Source organism: Nakamurella sp. GG22 (genome assembly GCF_052976845.2).
This window is the reverse complement of record NZ_JBRIIO020000082.1, coordinates 1-252: the sequence shown is the minus strand read 5'-3', so window position 1 is coordinate 252 and position 252 is coordinate 1. Positions and strand designations below refer to the sequence as shown.

Annotated in this window: 1 protein-coding gene; it reads left to right on the top strand. The window is 52.0% G+C overall.

What is annotated here, in order from left to right; genetic code table 11:
* On the top strand, positions 1–252 hold a 252-nt coding region (locus ACVBEQ_RS28075; protein ID WP_447156732.1), incomplete at both ends, for an SDR family NAD(P)-dependent oxidoreductase.

The window sequence follows — 252 nt, the reverse complement described above, 5'->3', positions numbered from 1 at the left end:
GTCTGCGATATTGCGGCACTGCAAGCCGCAATTAGTGCCGCGCGTGCGCATTTCGGGCCGATTTCAGTGTTAGTCAATAACGCCGCAAATGATCATCGTCACAGCATTGCTGAAACCACAGTTGCCAGTTGGGATAACGGCATGGCGGTCAATTTGCGTCATCAATTTTTTGCCGCACAAGCGGTGATGGACGATATGCAATCACTGGGCGGCGGCTCGATCATCAATCTCGGATCGATCAGCTGGAAAAAC